18 protein-coding genes are annotated in these 16,316 nt (G+C 67.3%); 16 read left to right on the top strand and 2 right to left on the bottom strand.

Annotated elements, in window-relative coordinates; all coding sequences use genetic code 11:
* Window positions 1-16: 16 nt before the first annotated feature.
* The 5 genes from WA944_RS06485 to WA944_RS06505 all read left to right on the top strand — a co-directional run bounded on the left by WA944_RS06485 (window position 17) and on the right by WA944_RS06505 (window position 4,440).
* Complete coding sequence (locus tag WA944_RS06485) at window positions 17-1,216, top strand: argininosuccinate synthase (RefSeq protein ID WP_526369063.1); 1,200 nt, start codon at window positions 17-19, stop codon at window positions 1,214-1,216.
* Between the two features lie 94 nt (window positions 1,217-1,310).
* Window positions 1,311-2,723, top strand: coding sequence for an argininosuccinate lyase (gene argH, locus WA944_RS06490; RefSeq protein ID WP_526369061.1), 1,413 nt, complete (start codon window positions 1,311-1,313; stop codon window positions 2,721-2,723).
* Window positions 2,724-2,744: 21 nt separating this feature from the next.
* A complete protein-coding gene (locus tag WA944_RS06495; RefSeq protein ID WP_526607921.1) occupies window positions 2,745-3,368 on the top strand; it encodes a hypothetical protein in 624 nt (207 codons plus the stop codon).
* Window positions 3,365-3,931: a hypothetical protein gene (locus tag WA944_RS06500; protein ID WP_526369057.1), complete on the top strand. Its 567-nt coding sequence runs from the start codon at window positions 3,365-3,367 to the stop codon at window positions 3,929-3,931. Before WA944_RS06495 ends, WA944_RS06500 begins: the two co-directional genes overlap by 4 nt.
* Complete coding sequence (locus WA944_RS06505) at window positions 3,928-4,440, top strand: hypothetical protein (protein WP_526607918.1); 513 nt, start codon at window positions 3,928-3,930, stop codon at window positions 4,438-4,440. The genes WA944_RS06500 and WA944_RS06505 overlap by 4 nt, the downstream gene beginning before the upstream one ends.
* On the opposite strand, the gene WA944_RS06510 is transcribed toward WA944_RS06505, so the two are convergent.
* Both WA944_RS06510 and WA944_RS06515 read right to left on the bottom strand, forming a co-directional pair.
* On the bottom strand, window positions 4,397-5,650 hold the full coding sequence (locus tag WA944_RS06510; RefSeq protein ID WP_526607916.1) for a hypothetical protein: 1,254 nt from the start codon (window positions 5,648-5,650) through the stop codon (window positions 4,397-4,399). The two genes, WA944_RS06505 and WA944_RS06510, sit on opposite strands and share 44 nt — an antisense overlap.
* Window positions 5,647-7,410 carry an ABC-F family ATP-binding cassette domain-containing protein gene (locus WA944_RS06515; protein WP_526369051.1) on the bottom strand — a complete coding sequence of 588 codons (1,764 nt, stop codon included), beginning with the start codon at window positions 7,408-7,410 and terminating at the stop codon, window positions 5,647-5,649. The genes WA944_RS06510 and WA944_RS06515 overlap by 4 nt, the downstream gene beginning before the upstream one ends.
* Window positions 7,411-7,538: 128 nt before the next feature.
* Here WA944_RS06515 and phnD point away from each other — a divergent pair, with 128 nt between their 5' ends.
* The 11 genes from phnD to WA944_RS06570 are packed head-to-tail and all read left to right on the top strand — an operon-like array spanning window position 7,539 to window position 16,315.
* On the top strand, window positions 7,539-8,435 hold the full coding sequence (gene phnD, locus WA944_RS06520; RefSeq protein ID WP_526369049.1) for a phosphate/phosphite/phosphonate ABC transporter substrate-binding protein: 897 nt from the start codon (window positions 7,539-7,541) through the stop codon (window positions 8,433-8,435).
* Between the two features lies 1 nt (window position 8,436).
* Window positions 8,437-9,249: a phosphonate ABC transporter ATP-binding protein gene (locus WA944_RS06525; RefSeq protein WP_163890738.1), complete on the top strand. Its 813-nt coding sequence runs from the start codon at window positions 8,437-8,439 to the stop codon at window positions 9,247-9,249.
* Window positions 9,246-10,070, top strand: coding sequence for a phosphonate ABC transporter, permease protein PhnE (gene phnE / locus WA944_RS06530; protein WP_237166567.1), 825 nt, complete (start codon window positions 9,246-9,248; stop codon window positions 10,068-10,070). Before WA944_RS06525 ends, phnE begins: the two co-directional genes overlap by 4 nt.
* On the top strand, window positions 10,071-10,805 hold the full coding sequence (locus WA944_RS06535; protein ID WP_526607910.1) for a GntR family transcriptional regulator: 735 nt from the start codon (window positions 10,071-10,073) through the stop codon (window positions 10,803-10,805).
* Window positions 10,802-11,218, top strand: a complete 417-nt coding sequence (locus tag WA944_RS06540; RefSeq protein WP_526369045.1) for a phosphonate C-P lyase system protein PhnG — start codon at window positions 10,802-10,804, stop codon at window positions 11,216-11,218. The genes WA944_RS06535 and WA944_RS06540 overlap by 4 nt, the downstream gene beginning before the upstream one ends.
* Window positions 11,215-11,775 carry a phosphonate C-P lyase system protein PhnH gene (locus WA944_RS06545; protein WP_526369043.1) on the top strand — a complete coding sequence of 187 codons (561 nt, stop codon included), beginning with the start codon at window positions 11,215-11,217 and terminating at the stop codon, window positions 11,773-11,775. Before WA944_RS06540 ends, WA944_RS06545 begins: the two co-directional genes overlap by 4 nt.
* Window positions 11,775-12,779 (top strand): carbon-phosphorus lyase complex subunit PhnI, encoded by a 1,005-nt coding sequence (locus WA944_RS06550; protein ID WP_526369041.1) that lies wholly within the window; start codon window positions 11,775-11,777, stop codon window positions 12,777-12,779. Before WA944_RS06545 ends, WA944_RS06550 begins: the two co-directional genes overlap by 1 nt.
* Window positions 12,776-13,642, top strand: coding sequence for an alpha-D-ribose 1-methylphosphonate 5-phosphate C-P-lyase PhnJ (locus tag WA944_RS06555; protein WP_526369039.1), 867 nt, complete (start codon window positions 12,776-12,778; stop codon window positions 13,640-13,642). The genes WA944_RS06550 and WA944_RS06555 overlap by 4 nt, the downstream gene beginning before the upstream one ends.
* Window positions 13,639-14,481, top strand: a complete 843-nt coding sequence (locus WA944_RS06560) for an ATP-binding cassette domain-containing protein (protein WP_526369038.1) — start codon at window positions 13,639-13,641, stop codon at window positions 14,479-14,481. Before WA944_RS06555 ends, WA944_RS06560 begins: the two co-directional genes overlap by 4 nt.
* The gene (locus WA944_RS06565) at window positions 14,478-15,149 is read left to right on the top strand and encodes an ATP-binding cassette domain-containing protein (protein WP_526369036.1); all 672 of its coding nucleotides are present in this window, start codon (window positions 14,478-14,480) and stop codon (window positions 15,147-15,149) included. Before WA944_RS06560 ends, WA944_RS06565 begins: the two co-directional genes overlap by 4 nt.
* Window positions 15,134-16,315, top strand: a complete 1,182-nt coding sequence (locus WA944_RS06570) for an alpha-D-ribose 1-methylphosphonate 5-triphosphate diphosphatase (RefSeq protein WP_526369034.1) — start codon at window positions 15,134-15,136, stop codon at window positions 16,313-16,315. Before WA944_RS06565 ends, WA944_RS06570 begins: the two co-directional genes overlap by 16 nt.
* Window position 16,316: the final 1 nt, after the last annotated feature.

The following is a 16,316-nucleotide window of genomic DNA, read 5'->3' on the forward strand; positions in this document are numbered from 1 at the left end:
GAAGAAGGAGTTTGTTATGTCCGAGCGCGTCATCCTGGCGTATTCCGGCGGTCTGGACACCTCGGTGGCGATCAGCTGGATCGGCAAGGAGACCGGTCGCGAGGTGGTTGCGGTCGCCATCGACCTCGGGCAGGGCGGCGAGGACATGAACGTCGTGCGGCAGCGCGCCCTGGATTGTGGTGCCGTGGAGGCGGTGGTGGTCGACGCGCGGGACGAATTCGCCGAGCAGTACTGCCTGCCGGCGATCCAGTCCAACGCCCTCTACATGGACCGTTATCCGCTGGTGTCGGCGTTGAGCCGGCCGCTGATCGTCAAGCACCTGGTGGCCGCCGCCCGCGAGCACAGTGGCGGCATCGTGGCGCACGGCTGCACCGGTAAGGGCAACGATCAGGTGCGCTTCGAGGTCGGATTCGCCTCGCTGGCACCCGATCTGGAGGTTCTCGCCCCGGTCCGCGACTACGCGTGGACCCGGGAGAAGGCGATCGCCTTCGCCGAGGAGAACGCCATCCCGATCAACGTCTCCAAACGCTCGCCGTTCTCCATCGACCAGAACGTGTGGGGCCGGGCGGTGGAGACCGGATTCCTCGAACACCTCTGGAACGCACCGACCAAGGACGTCTACGACTACACCGAGGATCCGACCGTCAACTGGAGCAGTCCGGACGAGGTGGTCGTCGGGTTCGACAAAGGCGTGCCGGTGTCCATCGACGGGCGCGCGGTGTCGGTCCTGGAGGCCATCGAGGAACTCAACCGCCGCGGGGGAGCGCAAGGGGTCGGCCGCCTCGACGTGGTGGAAGACCGGCTCGTCGGGATCAAAAGTCGCGAGATCTACGAGGCCCCGGGTGCCATGGTGCTGATCACCGCCCACACCGAACTCGAACACGTCACGCTGGAGCGCGAACTCGGCCGGTTCAAGCGCAACACCGATCAGAAGTGGGGCGAACTGGTCTACGACGGCCTGTGGTATTCGCCGCTGAAGACCGCGCTCGAGTCTTTCGTCGCCCACACCCAGGAACATGTCTCCGGTGAGATCCGCCTGGTGCTGCACGGCGGACACATCGCGGTGAACGGGCGCCGCAGCGCGGAATCCCTCTACGACTTCAACCTGGCCACCTACGACGAGGGTGACACCTTCGACCAGTCCTCGGCCAAGGGTTTCGTACACGTACACGGGTTGTCGTCGAGTCTGTCGGCCCGCCGGGACCTGGCCAAGTGACCGCCCCCCGCACCGCGAGCCCGCGCGTCTGTGCACCGACACGCCGCAGTGTGCGTGCAACAGCGCGCACTCGTCGAGCACGACAGCACCAGCCATGAGCACCAACGAGGGCTCACTCTGGGGTGGCCGTTTCGCCGACGGCCCTTCGGATGCGCTGGCGGCACTGAGCAAGTCGACGCACTTCGACTGGGTGTTGGCCCCGTACGACGTCGTGGCGTCCAAAGCCCATGCCCGGGTGCTGTTCCGGGCCGGGCTGCTCACCGAGGAGCAACGCGATGCGCTGCTCCTCGGGTTGGACAGCCTGGGTTCTGATGTCGCGGACGGCAGCTTCGGCCCGCTGGTCAGCGACGAGGACGTGCACGGGGCACTGGAGCGCGGGCTCATCGACCGGGTCGGCGCGGAGCTCGGCGGCAGGCTGCGTGCCGGGCGTTCGCGAAACGATCAGGTGGCCACGCTGTTTCGGCTCTGGCTTCGCGACGCGATCCGGCGGGTGGCCGACGGCGTGCTCGAGGTGGTGTCGGCGCTGGCGACGCAGGCCGCCGCACATCCGACGGCGATCCTGCCCGGCAAGACCCATCTGCAGTCCGCCCAGCCGATCCTGTTGGCCCATCACCTGCTGGCGCACGCCCACCCGCTGCTGCGCGACGTCGACAGGTTCGTCGACTTCGACAAGCGCGCCGCGGTGTCGCCCTACGGTTCCGGCGCTCTGGCCGGCTCCTCACTGGGCCTGGATCCCGACGCGATCGCCGAGGAACTCGGTTTCGACACCGCCGCGGAGAACTCCGTCGATGCCACCGCCTCACGCGACTTCGCCGCCGAGGCGGCGTTCGTGCTGACCATGATCGGCGTGGACCTGTCCCGGCTGGCTGAGGACATCATCCTCTGGAGCACAACGGAATTCGGCTATGTGACGCTGCACGATGCGTGGTCGACGGGCAGCTCGATCATGCCGCAGAAGAAGAACCCCGACATCGCCGAGCTGGCCCGCGGCAAGTCGGGCCGGTTGATCGGCAACCTGACCGGGCTACTGGCCACGCTCAAGGCCCAGCCGCTGGCCTACAACCGCGATCTGCAGGAGGACAAGGAACCGTTGTTCGACTCGGTGGCGCAGCTGGAGATGCTGCTGCCCGCCATGGCCGGTCTGGTGGCCACGCTGCGCTTCGACACCGATCGGATGGTCGAACTGGCCCCGCAGGGTTACACCCTGGCCACCGACGTCGCCGAATGGCTGGTGCGGCGCGGGGTCCCGTTCCGGGTGGCGCACGAAGCCGCAGGTGCCGCCGTGCGGGCGGCCGAGACCCGCGGCGTCGGGTTGGAGGAACTCGCGGACACCGAGCTGGCCGGCATCCATCCCGAGCTGACACCCGACGTCCGCGAGGTCCTCACGGTCGAGGGCTCGGTGAACTCCCGCGACGCCCGTGGGGGCACCGCACCCGTGCAGGTCGCCAAGCAACTCGGCGCGGTGCGCGACGCCGCCGACAGGTTGCGGATCAGGCTTCGGCGCTGAGAGTCGATAACATCCAGCGGCATGGACGCCAACACCGGCGAAGCGGTGGCCGATCTCGGCCCGCGTCAGCGTGCACGGCGATGGCTGGCGCAGCGTGGGCTACGCCAGTGGTGGAAGGCGGGCATCGCGGCGATTCTGGCGATCGCTGCACTCTTCGGTGGCCTCGACACCGTCAACACGTCGGTGACGTCGTTCGAGCCGGGTGAGAAGTTCAGCGACAACGCGTTCACCGTGACGGTACAGCGGGCCCGCCTGGTCCCGGAGGTGCGCGCCGGGGATACCGTGGTGGCAGCCGCGAAGCCGGGGCGGGCATACCTCGGAGTGGTCGCCACGCTGCGCAATGACGGCACCGTTCCCGGCCGACTCGAGGGCGAACTCGATCTGCGGGAGCAGCCCGGCAGCCATCTCGTGGGTGTCATGCGGACCGCTGACGGTTCACGTGCGATCACGCTCGGCCCGGGCCTCCAGGAAGAGTTTGCCTACGTCTGGGAGATAGCGGAAAGTGCTCTTGCTGCAGGCGATTCCGTATCGCTGAGGGTGTGGGACAAGACGTTCAAGCAGGGGTTCGTGGTGTACGGCGAGTTGTGGGTGGACAGCATCACCGAGTACGGCGAGGTCGTGGTCCCGGTCGGCGGTGCGCAGTGACGGCGGGCGCCCGACTGCGCAGAGCAGTGCCCGCGCTGGTGACGGGCGCCGCCGTGGCCGCCGCTGCGGTGGTGTGGCACCACCTCCCCGGACCCGTCGACGTGTACGGACCTCTCGATGTCCCCGGCACCATGGGGCAGCGCGTCAGCGGCCGCGCCATCGAGATGACTGTGACCGGGGTGCGCATCGGCCCTCAGGCCAATCGACCGTCGAAGCCGCCGGTGCCCGCGGTTGGTGAGTGGGTGGTCGTCGACGCCGAGCTGACCGCCATGTCGGAGCCCGTCAAGGCGAACGCGGACCTTCGTGTCGGCCCGAACACCTACATCCCCTCCGATCGGTTCCTGCCCACACCGCTGGGCACCGCGCTGGCGCCGGGAATCGAGCAGCGCGGCTCCTGGGTGTTCGACGTCGCGCCGGATCTGCTCGACGGAGCGGTTCCGGTGACACTGCGGGTTTGGCAAGGAGACGGTCGCCTCGACTCCCGCCTCGTGGTGTCGATCCCGATCACCGATGCCCGCCACCAGGATCCGGTGGCACTGGAACCGGTCCGGCTGGGATCGTGAGCCGTCGACCGCTGCCGCTGTGGCAGCGCAACCTGATCGGGGCCATCGTGGCCGCCGCGGCACTGACCGTCTACACCGTCACCGACCTGTGGCCGCCGTGGTCGCACTATCTCGACACGGTCCGTCCCGAGCATGTGGTGGCCGCCCGGCAGGCACAGACCATCGACGGGCAGACCTGGTCGATCGGGGAGGTGAAGCACTTCGGTCAAAGCCCGGCGTCCTACGCGCAGCCCTTGCCGGAGGGCACCGTGCTGACCGTGGTGACGGTGGAACGATCGGGTGTGACGCCGCCCGGTCAGTCCTGCGACGGCGTCCTCACCGACGGCGAACATCGTTGGCGCGGACAGACACTCAGCACCTACTCGATACCGATGGCGCCGGGCGCATGGTTCACCTGTACGAAGCCCGGGCCGCTTCAGTGGGCTTTCCTGCACCCCACGGACATTGTGCCGACCGCCGTCGACGTCACGGCGCCGGACGGGGTGATTCTGCTGCGCCTGCAACTGTAGGAGCACGGTGCAGGCTGTAGGCCAGCATCGTGGCGATCAGGCAGATCCGTAGCGGTTCGATGATGAGCTGCGAGATCAGCGCCAGCGTGTTGATCGCACCGTTCCAGAACAGGAAGGGATGTGGACCGATCAACGAGGCCATGCCCCGGTACAGGTACCCCGACCCCAACTGCGGCCGGTAGAAACTGCCCGACATGTCCAGCCACGCCAGGACGAGATAGGCCAGCACATAAAGCGACAGCGCCGGCAGACCGGCGTGAAACAGGAGCTTTGCCGAATCGGCGATCGGCTTGAACTTCCCCAACTGTTTCTCCGTGTAATCGCCGACCTCCGTGCGTAGCTTGCCCGGAACGCGCTGCCATCGGGTCTGTACGCGGTTTCCGGCGACTTCACGCACCGTCGAACGCCAGTCCGCGGTCGCCGACACTCCGTACACGATGCCCGCCACGGCCAGCCAGATCAGTGGGACCGCGGCGCCGCCCAACACGGTGCGCAGTGCCCACATGGCGGCATCCCACACGGTTTCGGCCAGTTGCAGGTGGGAGAACGCCGCTTCTCTGGTGTCGTTGAACCACACCACGATCCGACGCTGCGCAAGCCAGCCCGATGGGTTCAGCAGCAACGTCAGGCCCTGATTCGCCGACAGCGTCAGCACCAGGAACACCCACAGTGCGTCGACGTAGATCCGCACCCCGAGAAACCAGCCCGGCAGCTTGTCCTTGAACCATGTCAACAGGTAGCGGGAAATCAGGGCCGCTGCAATCACCAGCCAGGTGGCGTTGCTGACCGGCAGTGAGTCGGGGTGAAGTTCGGTCAATCCCGGCGTCATCATGGCCTCGCCGATGCGGTAATCCAGCGTGCGGGCCTCGAACGCCAGCCAGTCCTCGCGAAACATCTGCCATGCCAGGTAGATCGCGAAGAACGGCACGATGATCGTTGCGAACACATCGATCTGACGCGACGACCGCCGGGGCTGTGCCGCCAGCACCGGAATCCCGGATCGCAGCACCAAGAACATCGCGACGTAGGAACCCAAGCGCGCCATACCGGCGAGGGGCATGATCAGCGACGCCCAGAGCTTGTCGTCGTGCCCGGCCCAGGCCGCGAGCTCGATCGCACCCTGGCGCCCGAGGAACCCGAGCAGGTAGCAGGCAGCCAGCTGCGGCCAATAGCGCAGACACAGCACCACCGGCCGCAGCAGGTAGGTCATCCGGTGTCCTCGGCTGCGGCCAGCCAGTCCTCTTCCAGCGAGTCCTTGCGCGCGAGCAACTCGTTGAGCTCGGCGTTGAGTTCGCCGGCGCGGACGTGGTCGGCGGCCGCGTCGGCCATCGAGTCGTGCAGCGACGCGATCCGGTCGTCGAGCTTGGCCAGCTGGTTCTCGATCCGCGCCATCTCCTTGCCCAGCCGCCGATCCCGCGCTGCCGCGGTCTCACCGCGTGCCGGCGCTGGTTTCGGGGACGTCGGGTTGTCGGCCGCGGCTCGGTCGGCGAGGTACTGCTCGATGCCGCCCGGCAACAGGTCGCAGCGCCCCCCGCCGGTCAGCGCGTACGTCACGTCGCTGACCCGTTCCAGGAAGTACCGGTCATGGGTGACGACGATCAACGTGCCCGGCCAGCCGTCCAGGTAGTCCTCGATGACGGTGAGCGTGTCGATGTCCAGGTCGTTGGTGGGTTCGTCGAGCAGCAGCACGTTGGGTTCGTCGAGCAACAAGCGCAGGAACTGCAGCCGGCGGCGCTCACCGCCGGACAATTCGGCGATGCGGGCGATCAGCTTGTCACCGACGAAGCCGAAATCCTTCAGCAGCGTGTCCGCGCTGATCTCCCGGCCGCCGGCCAGTTCGGCGATGCGGCGGTGATCGGCGACGGCGTCGATCACTCGCTGTCCGCCGTCGATCTCACCCAGCGCCTGGCTGAGATAGCCGATCCGCAGCGTCAGGCCCCGCTTGACGGTTCCGGCGGTCGGCGCCATCTCGCCGGCGAGAAGTCGCAGCACCGACGTCTTCCCGCTGCCGTTGACGCCCACCAGTCCGATGCGCGCCCCCGGTCCGATCGACCAGTCGATGCCGTCGAGCAGGGTGCGCGGTGGGTCACCCACCTCGAGGCGGACCCGGTGCAGGTCGAACACGTCTTTGCCAAGCCGGGCCGTGGCAAAGCGCTGCAGCACCAGCGAGTCCCGCGGCGGCGGTTCGTTGGCGATCAGCTCGTTGGCCGCCTGGATGCGGAACTTCGGCTTCGAGGTCCGTGCCGGCGGTCCCCGCCGCAACCACGCCAACTCCTTGCGCATCAGGTTCTGGCGCCGGGCCTCGGTGCCGGCCGCCACCCGCATGCGCTCGGAACGAGCCAGCACGTAGGCGGCGTATCCGCCGTCGTAGGCGTCGACGACGCCGTCGTGGACCTCCCATGTTCTGCTGCACACCGCGTCGAGGAACCAGCGGTCGTGGCTGACCACGACCAGCGCCCGGGACGGCTGGGATCGCAGGTGACCGGCCAGCCAGCCGATCACCTCGACGTCGAGATGGTTGGTGGGCTCGTCGAGAATCAGCACGTCGTGCCCGGCCAGCAGCACTTCCGCCAGCGCCACGCGGCGTCGCTCACCCCCGGAGAGGCCGGCCACCTCGGCGTCGAGGGCGATCTCGGCCAGCAGGTTCTCGACAACAGCGCGGGTGTCCGCGTCGGCCGCCCAGACGTGATCGGGGCGGCCACCTGCAACCACCCCCCGCACGGTGGCCCCGGCGGGGAAGTCGTCGGCCTGGCGCAGGTAGCCGACCGACAGACCGGCGGTGTGGGTGACCCGGCCCGAGTCGGGATCGCCGACACCGGTCAGCACTTTGAGCAGCGTGGTCTTGCCGTCGCCGTTTCGGCCGACCACACCGATCGCGTCACCCTCCTCGACGCCCAGGCTGACTGCGTCGAGCAATGTGCGGGTGCCGTAGCCGACCGTGGCCCGTTCGAGGTTGATCAGGTTTGCCATCAGCCGCCGATGATATGCGGCACCGACACATTGCTTTGCACTTGCGGTTGCGGAGCGTTAACCCACAGTTCGGAATGCTCATCTAGACATCTAGATGCCAGCCGAAACGGCCAATAGATGGGATACCGATGTCTGCACGCCGCGTGATCGCAAGTGCCATGGCCCTGCTGACCGCTGCGGCGGTAGGGGCGGGTTGTAGCAGTGGTGACACCGCGCAACCCGACCAGCCGCCCACGTTACGACTCGCGGTCACCGATCTGCAGGGCCTCGAGGAACTGCAGCGCGAGTTCGGGGCCTTCGAGGAAGAGTTCGAGAAGCAGTCCGGGATGGAGCTGGACTTCTTCGCGGTCAACGACCGCACCGCCGCCGCGGCCGCGCTGGCCGCCGACCGTGTCGATGTGGTTTTCACCGGCCCGGCCGAGTACGTCGTCATCCACGAGAAGACCGGCGCCGAACCGATCATCGCGATCGAACGGGACGGCTACCGGTCCAGCATCTACACGCGCGCCGACAGCGGCATCACGAATCTGGACCAGTTGCGGGGCGGCACGATCGCGATGAGTGACGTGGGATCCACCAGCGGCCACCTCGGCCCGTCACAGATACTCGTCGACGCCGGCTTGGACCCCACCACCGAACTCGAGGTCCTCACTGTCGGCGATGCCGTGCACCAATCGCTTGTGCGTGGTGACGTCGATGCCGTCGGCGTCGGCTACCACGACTACGAGGAGTTCATGGCGTCCGAGGAGGATCCCACCCAGTACCGGGTGCTGGCCGAGGGGCCGGTGCTGCCACCCGACCTGCTGATGGCGCGTGAAGGTCTCGACGAGGAGACGGTTTCCACCATCCGGGACACCTTCACCGAACATTTCGACACCCTGTTGCCCGCCATGCTGGAAGGCAAGGACAACGCGAAATACGAGAACGCCAAGCTGGTTTCGGTGACTGATGCGGACTACGACGAAGTACGTTCGATGTACCAGGCCGTCGGTGTCAACGACTTCTCCGACTTTCTCGGCAACTGAGATGGCAGCTCCAGCCGGAGTCTCTGCCGACGCAGCCAGCTCCCGCAGTCGCTCGGAGGCGACCACTGCGATCGACGTCACCAACCTCACGGTTCGCTACCGGCGCAACTCCGCCGCCGCGCTGTCAGGGGTCGACCTGCGCGTGCCCGACGGCCAGACCGTTGCGCTCATCGGGACGAACGGTGCCGGGAAATCCACGTTGCTGCGCTGTCTCGTCAGGCTCATCGAGCCGGCAGAGGGCACCATAACCATCACCGGAAGGCCGGTCACCGGCGCCTCCCGGCGGGCGCTACGCAGCATTCGTCAAGATGTCGGGTTCGTGTTTCAGCGGTTTCAGCTCATCCCGCGTCTGAGTGTCTTCCACAATGTGGTGCACGGTGCGATGGGACGCCGCAGCTCCCGGTGTGCCTGGCCGCTGACCAGCCCCGACGATGTCCGTAGTGAGGCCATGGAGTCACTGCGCCGGGTAGGGCTCGACGGCTACGCCGATCGCCGGGCCGAAACCCTCAGCGGGGGACAGCAGCAGCGGGTGGCCATCGCCCGCATGCTGATGCAGCGCCCGCAGTTGATCCTTGCCGACGAACCGGTGGCCAGCCTGGATCCAGTTTCGGCGAAGTCCGTCCTGGACTTGTTGGCATCGGTGGCGGCCGAACGGGGTGTCACCGTGGTGATGGCGTTGCACCAAGTCCAGTTGGCCCTCGAATACGCCGACCGAGTGGTGGGATTGCACGACGGCGTAATGGAGTTCGACAACGCTGCGGCCGATTGTGATGCAGCGCAGCTGGATGCCGTCTACCGGGCGGCGCCACGGTGACCAAGACCGCCGGGACGCTGCGGGCCGGTGTGCCGCGGCGAGTCGGCCGGCCCAGCCTGATGACCCTGGTCATCCTGCTGGTGGTCGGCGGGCTGTTGGCCCACGGCTGGACCCAGGGCGTTGCGGTCCGTCCCGATTCCCTGATCTCCGGTGTGCTGCGACTGGGGGAGTTCGGCGATGATGCGATCCCCCCCGACGTGAGTCGCCTCGCACCCATCCTGAAGTCGCTGCTCGTGACCGTCGAAATGGCCCTGCTGGGGACCTTCATCGGGGTCGTTCTCAGCCTGCCTGTGGCCGTGTTCGCGGCACGGAACACGACCCCGCACTGGTCGTTTTACGCAGTGAGCCGAGCGGTGGTGACGGTGAGCCGGACCATTCCCGACCTCGTCTGGGGCCTGATCTTCGTGATCGCCGTCGGGTTGGGACCAGAGGCGGGCGTGCTGGCCATCGCGGTCGACGTGATGGGATTCTGTGGACGGTTCTTCGCCGAGAGCATCGAGGACATCGAGCCGGGTCGTATCGAGGGGCTCCGGGCAGTGGGGGCGTCCCGTTTCGGGATCCTGGTGGGCGGCGTGTTCCCGGCATGCCTGCCCTCGTTCGTCACGACGTCGATGTTCGCGCTGGAGTCTTCGGCACGCTCGTCGGTGGTGCTCGGACTGGTGGGAGCAGGGGGCATCGGCATCGAGCTGGCCACCTCGATGACTCTGCTGCGGTACGACGAGGCGGCCACCATCATCCTGTCGATCCTGGTGGTTGTTGTTGCATTCGAACGGGTTTCGGCTGCCATTCGGCGGCGCGTCCTGGGTGGAGTAGAGGTGTAGATGAGTAGTCTCACAGAAGTGATAAACCGGTTCTCCGACCGTCCTGTCTACCGGCAACTCAGTGATCTGCTGGAGGCTCGACTGGTCGAGCAAGGGCGTCCTGGCGACCGCCTGCCGAGCGAGTCGGAGTTGTCGCAGCAGTTCGACGTCAACCGTCTGACAGTTCGACGGGCGCTCAATGAACTCAGCCAACGTGGGCTGATCGAAACAGTGCACGGCAGGGGGTCGTTCGTCGCCACGCCACTGGTTCGGTACAGCATCTCGGCCGGCCGCGACGCCAGCCTCACTCGAACGATGCGAGAACTCGGCCACGACGTCGCCATCCGGCTGCTGTCGGCAGACAGGGTCGGTTCCCAGGCTCTGCAAACCGCATTGAGCTCCACGGGTGACGTGTGGGTGTTCAGGACCCTGAGAATGGTCGACGGTCAACCGTGGTCGTACTCAGAGACTTCCATTGACGTAGAACGTTTCCCTGGCTTGGCCCAGGACTGGACCGGGGAGACCTCACTGTTCGAATTCCTGCTCGACACCCATGGGGTACGAATGCGCCGCGCGCACCGCAGTTTCGCTGCAGGGCTTGCTGATCCGGTCGAGGCCGAACTTCTCCAGATCCGGGTCGGCGCTCCGGTACTGGAGATGAAGGGTCTCAACATCGATCAGAACGGTGACCCGGTCGCCCTCGTCGCGCACCGTTTCCGGGGAGATCGGGTTCAGCTGACCGTGGATCTGCTATGACGCCCGAACAGCGATACGAGGCGCTCGCAGCCGCCGACGCCCAGGCACTCGAGGCGCTCGCCGATCGCATCCTCGCCGCCGGGGTCCAGGTGTCGGTGGCCGACGGTCCGGAGTCGGTGAGCGCTCCGGTGCGAGTCTGCATGCCCGGGTCTCAGGGCAACACCGTGGTTCTCGGCCATGTTGCGCTGACCCGCTGCAGCGTGGTGGTGAATGGGACCCGGGGCGACGGCATCCGTCCCGGCTGCGACTTCCCCGGAGCGGTGGCCGCCGCGGTATGCGACGCCGAGAGTGAACGGGGTGGCGCACTGACGACCGACGTCACCGAACTGTGCATGGCCACCCGTCGTGAGGTAGCCGACCGCCGGAGCGAATGGGCCGATCTGGTCGCGATGACCAGGCTGGACGTTCCGTGATCTGGGACACGGTCCATGACGCCCGCACGGTCTTCCTGGCATGTATGCAGGCATTGTGTTCACCTGGCACTGCCGTAGACATCCCGGGTACCCCCGGGCTCGCCGGGGATACCGGCCTCGACGGTGCCGCAGCCATCCTCCTGGCGCTGCTGGATGAAGGTCTGACACTGGGGGTTTCAGGATCAGCGGCAGCACAGCGCACGGCTGCGAGAGTGTGCGAGCTCACCGGGGCCACCCGCACGGCCATCGATCGAGCGGACTGGGTACTCGTCGAGGGCCCCGCAGCCGAGGCGATCGCGCTTGCCCCGCGCGGAACCGCGTTCGCCCCGCAGGCCGGTGCCACGATCGTGATCGCCGCGGCGGGAGAGCCGCTGCCGATGTCGGTCGTCGGTCCTGGAGTGCAGGGCGTCGCCCGAACGGCGGTAGCACTCGACGCCCTGGCCGCACGGGCGTTCACCGCGGCGAACGCTGACTCACCGTGTGGCGTCGATCTTCTCGTGGTCAACGGCAGCCAAGTCACCGGCCTGCCTCGAAGTGTGAGGGTGAGGACCGACTGATGTACGCCAGCATGCAGGAGAATCCCGCCCTCGACGCAGCGCGCCGTCTCGCCCACCGAGCCTCTCTGCCGACGGGCGATGGACTGAACATCACCCTTCTCGAAGAGCAGGTGTGCGCGGAGGCAGGACTCTGGGAAACTGCGGTGGCCCGGCGCGCACTCGGACAATCCCGAGGTGACACCGCCCACGCCGTGTCGATGCTACGAGTCTGGGCCGCAACCCAACCGCACGTGCCGGCGCTACCCGTTGATGCGGGGGAAGTCGTGGTGCTCAGACGGCTGAGCTCAGCGTATCCGCAGATATCTGGTGGTCAGTGGCTCGGCTTGGCCCCCGATCTTGTTTCGCGGCAACTACATTGGTCCGACCCCCCGGCTGAGGAGACCCCGGAGCCCGTGGCCGAGCGGACCGCTGAGGTGCCGACGCACGCAGGAACCCCACGCGTCCGAGATCTGATCGAGGCCGCCCGCATGGTGGCAGAACCGGCCGAGGGAGACGGCGACGACCCGGCGCGAACCGTCCTGACTCCGCCGTTGTCCCGAGTGAACCGGATGGCCATGCTGGCGCGCGGCGAGACCGGCGCACTGGTTGCGCTGGCCGCGCTGATTTTGGGACGGCGACAGGAGGCGGTCATGGTCGAGCTGCGGGTAGCAGTCGCGGCTGTCCGGACACCACATCCGCGGACGGGACGACCGTGCCTGATCGCCGAGGTTCCGATCACCGAGGTCGAGGTCGTCGTCGATGCCGATGTCGACGGCAGGCCCGGACTCGCCATGGGTTGGGGCGCGACACTGGGAACCGTGGAACGACGGGCGATCTCGCTGGCTCTGCTCGATGCCGCGATGCGAGCGGACGGTGAGCTGGACGAGGTGTTGCCCCTGGACGAGCAGACCGTCGTGGCGGCCGCCGACGGCCCAGCCACCGCAGGATTCGTAGAACACGTCCGGCTGCCGCACTATGCCACTTTTGCGGCATACATCTCAGGTGTGACGGGGGTGACGACGTGACTCGCGATTTCCCACCAAGCGTTGCGAGCCTTGCGGCCGCGCACGGGCGTCCGGAGGCTTACGCCTATCTCGATGAGGGCACCAAACGCAATGTGCGCCGGGCCATCCTGAAGGCGCTCGCGATTCCTGGCTGGCAGGTCCCGTTCGCGTCCCGCGAGATGCCGGTGGCGCGGGGCTGGGGCAGCGGCGGGCTGCAGGTGACGCTTTCGGTGGTCGGGCCGACCGATGTCGTAAAGGTCATCGACCAGGGCGACGACCACTCGATGAATGCGGTCGGGATGCGCCATCTGATCAGTACCACCGCACAGTGCGCGGCAACCACCAGCACCTCGGCGGCGACCATCATCCAGAGCCGCCACCGCATTCCCGAACTGCCCCTGCGCGGCGACCAGCTACTGGTGCTGCAGGTACCGCACCCCGAACCGCTACGCCGGGTGGTTGCCGACGACATCACCGCACTGCGTCACCATTCCGAGCGCGACTACACCCCCGCCTGGCTTGATCTCTACGATGCCCAAGCCCGGCTCGGCGGTCCCCGTACGGCCGCGGATCACCCGGTGCTGGTGGCGGGGTCACAGCTGATGAGTCCCAGCCCGGTGCCACGTCACGACGTGCTGCGGATGAACCACCGTCCACACCCCATCCTCCTGGGCGCAGGTCGCCGAGCCCGGCTCACGGCGCTACCGCCCTACACCTGGGTGGAGCCGTTGGCGTTCGCCGACATCCCGATCGAGCCGGAAGCTGCCGGTGGACCATGCGGCCGCTGCGGCAGTGTGGAGACGTTCCGTGTTCCTGGCGAATCTGGCTGGTGCTGCAGTGATGTGGATGGCTGCGAGACGCGCAAGACGGCGAGCGGCCGATGACCTCACACGCCGTCGAGACCCAGCCGCAGATGCGCCCGCTACTGCCGCCCGAACCGCTCGTTTCCGTCCGTGCTGTCACGCGTCGCTTCGGCAGCGGGTGTCTACGTTGCATCGAACTCACCGGAGAGGTCTCCGGCACCAACGTCTGCCGAGAGTGCGGTTCCGTGGTGGCCGTCCACGACGCGTCGTTCGATGTGGGCCCCCGCGAGGTCCTCGGCGTCGTCGGCGAATCCGGATCCGGCAAGACCACGCTGCTGAGGTGCCTTCACCGCGATGTGGTCCCCGAGTCGGGGACGATAGTGGTCGCTGGGCAGCCGGTCGACCGCTCCACGGTGATGATGGTGCACCAGAATGCACTCGCTGCAGGGTTGCACCCACACCTGGCGGCGGAATCGAACGTCGCCGACCGGCTCCTGGGAAATGGTGAGCGCCACTTTGACGAGGTTCGCCGGCGGGTCGGCGGGCTACTGAACGAACTCGGATTGCATTCCGGCCGGCACACCGACGCACTGCGTACGTTCTCCGGCGGAATGCAGCAGCGCGTTCAACTCGCGCGCGCCCTGGTCGACCCGCCGCAGTTGTTGCTTCTCGACGAACCCACGACGGGGTTGGACCCCTCGGTGCAGGCGGATCTGCTCGACGTGTTCCAGCGGGTCACCGAGGCGCTCACCTCCGCCACCGTCGTGGTGTCACATGATCTCGCGGCGGTCCGGGTCCTGGCTTCGCGCATCCTCGTCCTACACCACGGACGCATTGTCGAAGAGGGCATCTCCGAACAGGTGTTGGAAGACCCGCAGCACCCCTACACGCAGCTACTCGTGTCATCGAGGCTGACATGACGCCGACAGCCGACGTGCCCGAGGTCGTCGCACACGGGGTGACGAAGCGCTTCGGGTCGGCTCATCAGGTGCTCGGCGGCATCGAGTTGACGGTGCTCGCGGGCACCATGACGGTCGTGCTGGGTGCGCCCGGCGCCGGCAAGTCGACGCTCATTCGATGCTTGGCCGGTGTGTACCTCCCAGATGCCGGCGGGGTGACCTACCGCGTCAGCTCCGAGGTGGTCGACCTCGCCAAAGCGGACGCCCGAACCGTGGCCTCGATGCGAGCGCACCACATCGCGTCGTTCGACGAACTGATGGCTGCGGCGCCGCGTTTGCCTGCCGCGGAAGCGGCCGCCCGTGCCGCGCGGTCTGATCGCGCGGCGACCATCGGGACGTTCACCCGATTTCGAGTGGACGACCTGGCGTCGGTGCCCATCGGACGACTCAGACCCGCGGACCGACTCACTGTCGCGCTGATGGCGACGTTGAGTGCCGACCGGCCGTTCGTGCTCCTTGACTCACCGGAGAGGTTTGCAGACCCAAAGGTGTTGACGGGCTGGCTGCGATGCCTCACCGACCGCGGAGTCGCTGTCGTAGCGACAGGCACGCCGGACAGCACGCTCGCCGCGGCCGCCTCGGCCGTCGGCCAACTATCGGAAGGAAGAATCGAATGGCACAGACGGTGATCGACGGGGTGACACTCGTTCCCGGCGGCGGCAGACCGGTGATTCCCCATGCCGCGGTGGTGCTCGACGCCGATGGCGTGGTCGTCGAGATCGGCGAAGCCGGCACGCCCGGCGACCTTCTGCTGGTGCCCGGCGCTGTCGACCTGCATCTGGACAACCTCGTTCAGCGCCGCCGGCCGCGGGCCACGGTGTCGCTGGATCACGAGGCGGTCATCTCGGTGCTCGACGCCGAGTGCGCCGCTGCCGGCATTGCGACCGTGTGCATCGCAGCCAGGTGCGAAGACTCGCCCCGCAAGGGCATCTCCGTCGGCGATGCTGCCGTTCTTGCCGCCGTGCTGGAATCACTCGGGCCGGTGCTCTGCTGTGACTGGCGGATTCATGCCCGCGTGGAACTCACCGATGACGCCGGCGTCGAGTCGCTGGAGACGGTGTTGTCGAAATCCTCTCGAGTGTCCCTGATCTCGATGATCGAAACATCGGCGCAGCGAAGCAGATTCGGGTCCCTGGCCGAGACCCGCGCGTTCTACGCCCAGGACTGGGGGATATCCGAAACCGAAGTGGAGGACGTGTTCAACGTCGACCCGGCGGCGCTGTCGCTGACCGCTGAACGCCGTGCGGCGGTGGCCTCGCTGGCCACCGAGCGAGGTATCGCGTTGGCCAGTCACGACGACCGGACCCCGGAACACGTCCAGCAGGCTTTCGACCTCGGTGCCCGCGTGGCGGAGTTCCCGCTGACGATGGAAGCGGCGCGACATGCACATGAACTGGCAATGCACGTCGTCCTGGGTGCGCCCAACGCGATCCGTGGCCGGTCGACTTCGTCGGGCAACATTCTGGCCGGTGCTGCTGTCGCCGCCGGCGTTTGCGACGTCCTGTGCTCTGACTACCTGCCGTCATCGCTGCAGACCGCACCCCATGTGCTGGCTGATCAGGGAGATGCGCCGTTGGCTACGGCCATCGATCTGATCTCCGGGAATCCGGCAGCGGTTCTGGGATTGGCGCCGGTAGCGATCGAGGTCGGCCGTCCTTTGACCGCATCACTGCGGCAGTTCCAGCCCGGCCGCGGTGACGCCACCTCGCACGTCGGCGTGGCTTTGTGGCGCGCGGGCAGATTGGTGTTCGGCCGCGATTCCCACCAGTTCGGGATCGCCTTGACCACCGTCTAAC

The organism is Mycobacterium sp., from assembly GCF_049683355.1.
In the GTDB taxonomy this organism is placed as follows: Bacteria; Actinomycetota; Actinomycetes; order Mycobacteriales; family Mycobacteriaceae; genus Mycobacterium.

Excerpts from the sequence above, each read along its gene's own strand:
- WA944_RS06525 (WP_163890738.1), top strand. The coding sequence starts at position 8,437 with ATGGCAGCTCCAGCCGGAGTCTCTGCCGACGCAGCCAGCTCCCGCAGT.
- WA944_RS06485 (WP_526369063.1), top strand. The coding sequence starts at position 17 with ATGTCCGAGCGCGTCATCCTGGCGTATTCCGGCGGTCTGGACACCTCG.
- WA944_RS06560 (WP_526369038.1), top strand. The coding sequence starts at position 13,639 with ATGACCTCACACGCCGTCGAGACCCAGCCGCAGATGCGCCCGCTACTG.
- argH (WP_526369061.1), top strand. The coding sequence starts at position 1,311 with ATGAGCACCAACGAGGGCTCACTCTGGGGTGGCCGTTTCGCCGACGGC.
- WA944_RS06540 (WP_526369045.1), top strand. The coding sequence starts at position 10,802 with ATGACGCCCGAACAGCGATACGAGGCGCTCGCAGCCGCCGACGCCCAG.
- WA944_RS06510 (WP_526607916.1), bottom strand. The coding sequence starts at position 5,650 with ATGACCTACCTGCTGCGGCCGGTGGTGCTGTGTCTGCGCTATTGGCCG.
- WA944_RS06515 (WP_526369051.1), bottom strand. The coding sequence starts at position 7,410 with ATGGCAAACCTGATCAACCTCGAACGGGCCACGGTCGGCTACGGCACC.
- WA944_RS06535 (WP_526607910.1), top strand. The coding sequence starts at position 10,071 with ATGAGTAGTCTCACAGAAGTGATAAACCGGTTCTCCGACCGTCCTGTC.
- WA944_RS06550 (WP_526369041.1), top strand. The coding sequence starts at position 11,775 with ATGTACGCCAGCATGCAGGAGAATCCCGCCCTCGACGCAGCGCGCCGT.
- WA944_RS06570 (WP_526369034.1), top strand. The coding sequence starts at position 15,134 with ATGGCACAGACGGTGATCGACGGGGTGACACTCGTTCCCGGCGGCGGC.
- phnD (WP_526369049.1), top strand. The coding sequence starts at position 7,539 with ATGTCTGCACGCCGCGTGATCGCAAGTGCCATGGCCCTGCTGACCGCT.
- WA944_RS06495 (WP_526607921.1), top strand. The coding sequence starts at position 2,745 with ATGGACGCCAACACCGGCGAAGCGGTGGCCGATCTCGGCCCGCGTCAG.
- WA944_RS06565 (WP_526369036.1), top strand. The coding sequence starts at position 14,478 with ATGACGCCGACAGCCGACGTGCCCGAGGTCGTCGCACACGGGGTGACG.